The 7298-nt window shown below is 62.5% G+C and carries 5 protein-coding genes and 1 pseudogene; all 6 read right to left on the minus strand.

Annotated elements, in window-relative coordinates:
• Positions 1-9: 9 nt before the first annotated feature.
• The 6 genes and pseudogenes from phaC (ACK1VC_RS00690) to hslV all read right to left on the minus strand — a co-directional run bounded on the left by phaC (ACK1VC_RS00690) (position 10) and on the right by hslV (position 7110).
• Complete coding sequence (phaC, locus tag ACK1VC_RS00690) at positions 10-1692, minus strand: class II poly(R)-hydroxyalkanoic acid synthase (RefSeq protein WP_016489553.1); 1683 nt, start codon at positions 1690-1692, stop codon at positions 10-12.
• 41 nt (positions 1693-1733) lie between these two features.
• Complete coding sequence (gene phaZ, locus ACK1VC_RS00695; protein ID WP_016489552.1) at positions 1734-2585, minus strand: poly(3-hydroxyalkanoate) depolymerase; 852 nt, start codon at positions 2583-2585, stop codon at positions 1734-1736.
• A 73-nt stretch (positions 2586-2658) separates the two neighbouring features.
• Positions 2659-4326 (minus strand): annotated as a pseudogene (gene phaC, locus ACK1VC_RS00700) (class II poly(R)-hydroxyalkanoic acid synthase); the annotation flags it as partial.
• Between the two features lie 268 nt (positions 4327-4594).
• On the minus strand, positions 4595-4972 hold the full coding sequence (locus ACK1VC_RS00705) for a gamma-butyrobetaine hydroxylase-like domain-containing protein (RefSeq protein WP_016489550.1): 378 nt from the start codon (positions 4970-4972) through the stop codon (positions 4595-4597).
• Positions 4973-5159: 187 nt separating this feature from the next.
• Positions 5160-6503: an ATP-dependent protease ATPase subunit HslU gene (gene hslU / locus ACK1VC_RS00710; RefSeq protein ID WP_016489549.1), complete on the minus strand. Its 1344-nt coding sequence runs from the start codon at positions 6501-6503 to the stop codon at positions 5160-5162.
• Between the two features lie 76 nt (positions 6504-6579).
• Positions 6580-7110 (minus strand): ATP-dependent protease subunit HslV, encoded by a 531-nt coding sequence (hslV, locus tag ACK1VC_RS00715; protein WP_003249309.1) that lies wholly within the window; start codon positions 7108-7110, stop codon positions 6580-6582.
• Positions 7111-7298 lie beyond the last annotated feature (188 nt).

The following is a 7298-nucleotide window of genomic DNA, read 5'->3' on the forward strand; positions in this document are numbered from 1 at the left end:
TCGTCGGGCTCATCGGGTCAGGACATAGGTGCCTGGCGCCGGGCCGAGCGGTGGGTAGGTACTGTTGCCCAGCTCGGTACGGGGAGCCTTGAGCGGACCAGAGCGCGGTGTGATCCATTCCAGCCACAACGGCCACCAACTGCCGTCGCTGCGTTTGGCCTCGTAGAACCAGGCGCGCGGATCGCTCGCAAGCTTGGGGTTTTCCAGGTAGTAGGCCTTGGGGTTGCCCGGTGGGTTGATGATGCTTTGAATGTGCCCGCTGTTGGCCAGCACGAAACGCCGGTCGCCACCGAGCAGCAGGGCAGAGCGATACACGGCGTCCCACGGGGTGATGTGATCGTTGCTGCCGGCCACGGTAAAACTGTCCAGGTCGACCTGCTTGAGGTCGATGGGCGTGCCGCATACTTCAAGGCCGGCCGGGTGGGTGAGCGGGTTGTGCTTGAAAAAGTCCAGCAAGTCGCCGTGCAGTGCCGCCGGCAGCCGTGTGTTATCGGCGTTCCAGTAGAGGATGTCGAACGCGGGTGGGGCTTTGCCAAGCAGGTAGTTGTTGACCCAGTAGTTCCAGATCAGGTCGTTGGGGCGCATCCAGGCGAAAATCCTCGCCACCTCGCCGCCGTCCAGTACACCCCGTTGATAGGAACGGCGCTTGGCCGCCTCGACGGTCTGCTCGTCGGCGAACAGGCTGGCCGGGCTGTCGAACTTGCTGTCGAGCAGGCTGACCAGGTAAGTGGCGCTGCGGATCTTGCGCAGCTGATGTCTGGCCTGCAGGTGGCCCTGCAGTGCAGCCATGGTCAGGCCGCCGGCACAGGCACCCATCAGGTTGGGGTCGCGGTTGCCGCTGATGCTGCGGCAGGCGTTCAGCGCTTCTTCCAACGCCTGAACGTACGAGGACAAGCCCCATTCGCGGTGGCGCGGGTCGGGGTTGCGCCAGCTGATCATGAACACCTGCAGGCCGTTCTTGAGCATGTACTGGACGAAGCTATTGTGGGCCTGCATGTCGAAGATATAGAACTTGTTGATTTGCGGTGGTACCACCAGCAGGGGCCTGGCGTGCTGTTTTTCACTCATCGGCTTGTACTGGATCAGCTCCAGCAGCTCGTTGCGAAACACCACCGCACCGGGTGTCGCCGCCAGGCTGCCACCCACCTCGAAAGCGCGTTCGTCCACTTGGCGCGGCAGGCCGTCATTGTGACGCAGGTCGTCCAGCAAGTGGGCCAGGCCACGCACCAGGCTTTGCCCGCCGGTGTTCAGCAGCTCTTTGACGGCCAGCGGGTTGAGCAGCGAATTGCTCGGCGCCAGGGCGTCGTTGATCATGCCGAACAGGAAGTGGGCGCGTGCCCGATCATCGTCATCCAGGTGGCTTTCGTCGATCCACTGGCGTGTCTGCTTCTGCCAGGCCAGATAGGCCTGCAGGCCCCGGCGGTAAAACGGGTTCTGGCTCCAGGTAGGGTCGTTGAAGCGGCTGTCGCGAGGGTTGGGCTGATAGGGCGTGTCGCCCAGCATCACGCGGCCCAGTTGGCCGCCGAGCGCCAACAGGTGCCGCGCAGTGTGCAGCGGGTTGGTCAAGCCGTGGCGGCCAACCCTGCGCAGGGTCGACACCAGGTCGCGCCCACGCAGGCCAAGCATGGCGTTATGCACGTTCATGCTGGTGGCGGGCAGCGGTTTCGTTCCTTTGGCCGGTTTGTCTGTCATGGCAACACTCCCTCGTCTTCCCGATGCTTGGGCAGCGACAATCAACCGCCAGAGGCGGGGCGCGGGTGCATGACCGCGCGCTGACGTTCTTCCTGGAGAAACTTCATGATGATCGGTGCGACGGCCTCGGCCCGGGTAATCAGGAACAGGTGGCCATCGTCGATTATGTGTAGCTGGGCATTGGGAATCCGCCAGGCCAGCAGGCGCATGTTGACCAGCGGGATCAGCGGGTCGTCGTCACCGGCCAGTACCAGCGTCGGCTGATGGATCTTGTGCAGCCAGTGGATGCTGGTCCAGCCCAGGCCGGCGAATAATTGCCAGTAGTAGCCCAGCTTGCCGCCCGAGCGCACCTTGGATGCATGATGCATGGCCAGGTCCGGGTCGCGGCGGAAGGCACCGCCGTAAATCAGCGGTGCAATACGGATCACATGGGAGGGCTGCACGTAGCGCCGTGGACTGGCCATCATCCACAACACCTTGGGTTTGCCCGGCACCATTACCGCGCCGGCGGCAGTGGCGGCCAGCACCAGTTTTTTGCAGCGTTCCGGATAGTCGTGGGCGAACTGCTGGGCCAGGGCGCCGCCCCAGGACACACCGATGGCGTTGACCTGGCCGTAGTCCAGGTAATCGAGCATGCGCGCTGTGAGCTTGGCCAGGCCAGGAAAACGATAAGGGTGGCGCGGTGTGGATGATCCACCCACGCCGGGTACATCGAAGGCAATGACCTCCAGGTCCGGGTCCAGCGCCTCGATGAAGGGGAACACCAGCTCCAGGTTGGCGCCGATGCCGTTGAAGATCAGCAACGGGGTCAGGTGCGGCTTGCCTGGGCGGACGGCGGTGCGAATGGACTGGTCGTCCAGCTCGACGGTCCTGAAGATATAGGGTTCCGGCATGCGTTCGACTCTTTCGTGAAAAAAGTGCCGTGGCGCGCTCATGGCTGCCACGGCAATGCAACTCAACGCTCGTGACGTAGGTGCCTGGGGCGGCTTCGCCAGCTGCATAGGCACGGTTGCCCAGGCGGGTTGGCGCTTTTTTCAGCTCCCCGGCCCGCTCGCTCAGCCAGCTTTGCCAGTGCAGCCACCAGGAGTCGGCGTGCTTGGTGGCGTTTTCCTGCCAGGCCACCGGGTCACCCGGGCGATCAGCCCCGGTCATGAAGCGTGCCTTGGGGTTGCCCGGCGGGTTGAGGATGCTCTGTATGTGGCCGCTGTTGGACAGCACGAACTCGATCTTGCCGCCGAACAAGTGCGCCGAGCGGTAGCACGATTGCCACGGGGTGATGTGGTCGGCGGTGCCGGCAACGCTGAAGATGTCGCAGTGCACATTCTTCAGGTCGATCGGGGTGCCGCACACTTCCAGTGCGTTCGGGCGTATCAAAGGGTTGCTTTTGAACATCTCGATCAAATCGCCGTGGAAGGCGGCCGGCAGACGCGTGGTGTCGTTGTTCCAGAACAGGATGTCGAACACCGGCGGCTCGTTGCCGAGCAGGTAGTTGTTGACCCAGTAGTTCCAGATCAGGTCGTTGGGGCGCATCCAGGCGAACACCTTGGCCATTTCGCTGCCTTCCAGCACGCCAGCCTGGTACGAGTGGCGCTTGGCGGCTTCCAGGGTCTGTTCGTCGACGAACAATGCGACCTGGTTGTCCATGGTGGTGTCCAGCACGCTGACCAGCAGGGTCAGGGCATTGACCTTGTTTTCGCCAATGGCGGCGTAGTGGCCCACCAGCGCAGTACAGGTGATGCCGCCAGAGCAGGCGCCGAGCATGTTCAAGTCTTTGCTGCCGGTAATCGCCAGTACGGCGTCGACGGCTTCCTTGAGTGCATCGATGTAGGTGGACAGGCCCCATTCCCGCTGGGCCTTGGTCGGGTTGCGCCAGCTGATGATGAAGGTTTGCTGCTGCGAGCGCAGGCAGTAGCGGGCCAGGCTCTTTTCCGGGCTCAGGTCGAACACGTAGAACTTGTTGATCTGCGGTGGCACCACCAGCAGCGGGCGAGCATGCACCTGTTCGGTGATGGGGCTGTACTGGATCAGCTCCAGCACATCGTTGCGGTACACCACCGCGCCTTCACTGGTGCCCAGGTTCTTGCCCACTTCAAAGGCGTCCATGTTCACCTGGCTGGGCATGCCGCCATTGTTGACCATGTCCTTGGCCAGGTTGGACAGGCCATCGAGCAGGCTCTTGCCGCCGGTTTCGAAGAAGCGCTTGACCGCTGCCGGGTTGGACAAGGTATTGGTCGGCGCCATGGCTTCGGTCATCAGGTTGATGACGAACTGGCCGCGGCTGATGTCCTGGGGTGGCAGGTCGCTGTTGCCGATCCAGTCCTGCAACTCGTTACGCCAGGCCAGATAGGTTTGCAGGTAGCGGCGGTACAGCGGGTTGTTGCTCCAGGCCGGGTCGTTGAAACGGCGGTCGTCGCTTTCCGGGGCCAGGCTGGACTTGCCCAGCAGCACGTTTTTCAGTTCCAGGCCAAAGTGGGCCACATGCTTGGCGCTGTGCAGCGGTTGGCGCACGGCCTGGCGCAGCACGGTGCGTGCCGAGCTCAACAGGTCCTTGCGGCGAATGCCGATGACCGGGTTCAGCCCCAAGGTGTTCTCCGAGGCCTGCCGCTGCAGCTCATCGTTGTTCTTGTTACTCATCTACGACGCTCCGTTGTCCTGAGACGAGTACCGGTTGCTGTGGCGGGGGCACAGCCCTGAGCCCGGTACTGCTACTCGGGTGACCAGTGATAAGGAACAGCGGTGCTGCGGGGGTTCTGACTGCCTGCAAAGTGATGCAGGGAACTTGCCACACCCATTGGTTACCCGACTTTCATGTAATGCGCAAGACAGCCCTTCACTGGGCTGTCTGTAAGTCATTCAAACAGATGAATTTAGAAAATGCGCTCTAAACCCTGAAGACCTTGCGCTAGAGCATGAGTTTGACCACCGATTCGGCCGGGTCGCGGGATTTTCCGGCTTTGTGCAGCTCGTCGAGGTATTCGGCCCACAGCTGTTCCTGGCGCAGACACAGCTGTTCCAGGTATTCCCAGGTGAACAGGCCGCTGTCATGGCCGTCGTCGAAGGTCAGTTTCAGTGCATATTGGCCGGCAGGCTCCAGGCCGACCAGGCCGACGTTGATCTTGCCGAACTGCAGGATGGGGTTGCCGTGGCCCTGGACCTCGGCGGAGGGGGAGTGCACGCGCAGGAGTTCGGCGGGCAGGTGGTAGACCTCGCCGGGGGCGTAGGTGAGGGTGAGGGTTTTCGAGGCTTTGTGCAGGTTGATGGCAGTGGGCAGGCGGGCCATGGGCAGAATCTCTCGGGAGCTGATGATGCACAGCTTCGGGACATTCTGGGGATTGTGCAAGGGGGCTGCTTTGCAGCCCAGTCGCCGGCAAGCCAGCGGCCACGGGTACTTCACAGCATCAGAGTTGTGATAATCCTGTGGGAGCTGGCTTGCCGGCGATTGGGCCGCACAGCGGCCCCCTGCGGTCTTACAGAATGTAACGCGACAGGTCTTCGTTCTGCGCCAGTTCACCCAGGTGGCTGTTCACATACGCAGCGTCGATCTGGATTGGCGTTTCGTCATGTGCGCTGGCCAGGTCGCCGGCGCTGAACGACACTTCTTCGAGCAAACGCTCAAGCAGTGTGTGCAGGCGACGGGCACCGATGTTTTCGGTCTTTTCGTTGACCTGGTAGGCAATCTCGGCCAGGCGCTTGATGCCGTCGGCGATGAACTCGATGTTCAGGCCTTCGGTTTTCAACAGGGCCTGGTACTGCTCGGTCAGCGAAGCGTGCGGCTCTTGCAGGATGCGCTCGAAGTCTTCCGGGGTCAGTGCCTTGAGTTCGACACGGATCGGCAGGCGGCCTTGCAGCTCGGGCACCAGGTCGCTCGGCTTGCTCAGGTGGAACGCACCCGAGGCAATGAACAGGATATGGTCGGTCTTGACCATGCCCAGCTTGGTGTTGACGGTGCAGCCCTCGATCAGCGGCAGCAGGTCGCGCTGTACGCCTTCACGGGACACATCGGCGCCGCCAACATTGCCGCGCTTGGCAACCTTGTCGATTTCGTCGATGAACACGATACCGTGCTGCTCGACTGCTTCCAGGGCCTTGGCCTTGAGCTCTTCCTCATTGACCAGGCGGCTCGCTTCTTCATCGCGAACCATCTTCAGCGCCTCTTTCACCTTCAGCTTGCGCGCCTTGCGCTTGCCTTTGCCCATGTTGGCAAACAGGCTCTGCAGCTGATTGGTCATTTCTTCCATGCCGGGCGGCGCGGCAATTTCGACGCCCACGGCATCGGCCACTTCGATTTCGATTTCCTTGTCGTCCAGCTGGCCTTCACGCAGGCGTTTGCGGAACAGCTGGCGGGTGTTGGAATCGCTGCTGGTCTGCGCGGCTTCCTCGCTGAAGCTGGTCACCCGCGCCTGCGGCAGCAGGGCATCGAGGATACGGTCTTCGGCGGCGTCTTCGGCGCGGTGGCGCACGCGGATGATTTCCTGCTCGCGCAGCATCTTCAGCGCGGCGTCGGCCAAGTCACGGATGATCGACTCGACGTCGCGGCCCACGTAGCCCACTTCAGTGAACTTGGTGGCTTCGACCTTGAGGAATGGTGCGTTGGCCAGCTTGGCCAGACGACGGGCGATTTCGGTCTTGCCGACACCGGTAGGGCCGATCATCAGGATGTTCTTGGGGGTCACTTCGGCACGCAGCTCGACAGGCAGCTGCATCCGGCGCCAGCGGTTGCGCAGGGCAATGGCCACGGCGCGCTTGGCGTCGTCCTGGCCGATGATGTGGCGGTTGAGTTCGTGGACGATCTCGCGGGGGGTCATGGACATGATCAATAGGGTCCTTGGGCAGATGAGTCAGCGTGGAAAAGCCCCTTCACCGGGAAGAGGCGCCAGAGCAGCTGAATCAGTCGGCCAGGTCCTGCTCCTCGATGGTCAGGTTGTGGTTGGTGAACACGCAGATGTCGCCGGCGATGTTCAGGGCGGTTTCAGCGATTTCACGGGCCGAGAGGTCGGTCTTGTTCAGCAGGGCGCGGGCTGCGGCCTGGGCATAGGCGCCGCCGGAACCCATGGCGATCAGGCCATCTTCGGGTTCGACCACGTCACCGTTACCGGTGATGATCAGGGAGGCATCCTTGTTGGCCACGGCCAGCATGGCTTCCAGGCGGCTCAGGGAGCGGTCGGTACGCCATTCCTTGGCCAGCTCGACGGCAGCGCGTACCAGGTGGCCCTGGTGTTTCTCCAGCTGGCCTTCGAAGCGCTCGAACAGGGTGAACGCATCGGCAGTGGCACCGGCGAAGCCGGCGATGACCTGGCCGTGGTACAGGCGGCGCACTTTCTTGGCGTTGCCTTTCATCACGGTATTGCCGAGGGAAACCTGGCCGTCGCCGCCCATGACGACTTTGCCGTTACGGCGGACAGAAACGATGGTGGTCAAGGGGAGAGTCTCCACGCAGCGGGGCGAAAGTGCCTGATGCAGACTCATATGGGGGTGGGGTGAAAGATTTCAACCGGGGGGGATGAATGGTTAATGCTCTCCAGCACAGGCCTCATCGCCGGCAAGCCAGCTCCCACAGGTGATCACAGGGCTTGAGGGCAGTGATTTCCTGTGGGAGCTGGCTTGCC

Source organism: Pseudomonas sp. XP2, assembly GCF_053557975.1.

Excerpts from the sequence above, each read along its gene's own strand:
- phaZ (WP_016489552.1), bottom strand. The coding sequence starts at position 2,585 with ATGCCGGAACCCTATATCTTCAGGACCGTCGAGCTGGACGACCAGTCC.
- ACK1VC_RS00705 (WP_016489550.1), bottom strand. The coding sequence starts at position 4,972 with ATGGCCCGCCTGCCCACTGCCATCAACCTGCACAAAGCCTCGAAAACC.
- phaC (WP_016489553.1), bottom strand. The coding sequence starts at position 1,692 with ATGACAGACAAACCGGCCAAAGGAACGAAACCGCTGCCCGCCACCAGC.
- hslU (WP_016489549.1), bottom strand. The coding sequence starts at position 6,503 with ATGTCCATGACCCCCCGCGAGATCGTCCACGAACTCAACCGCCACATC.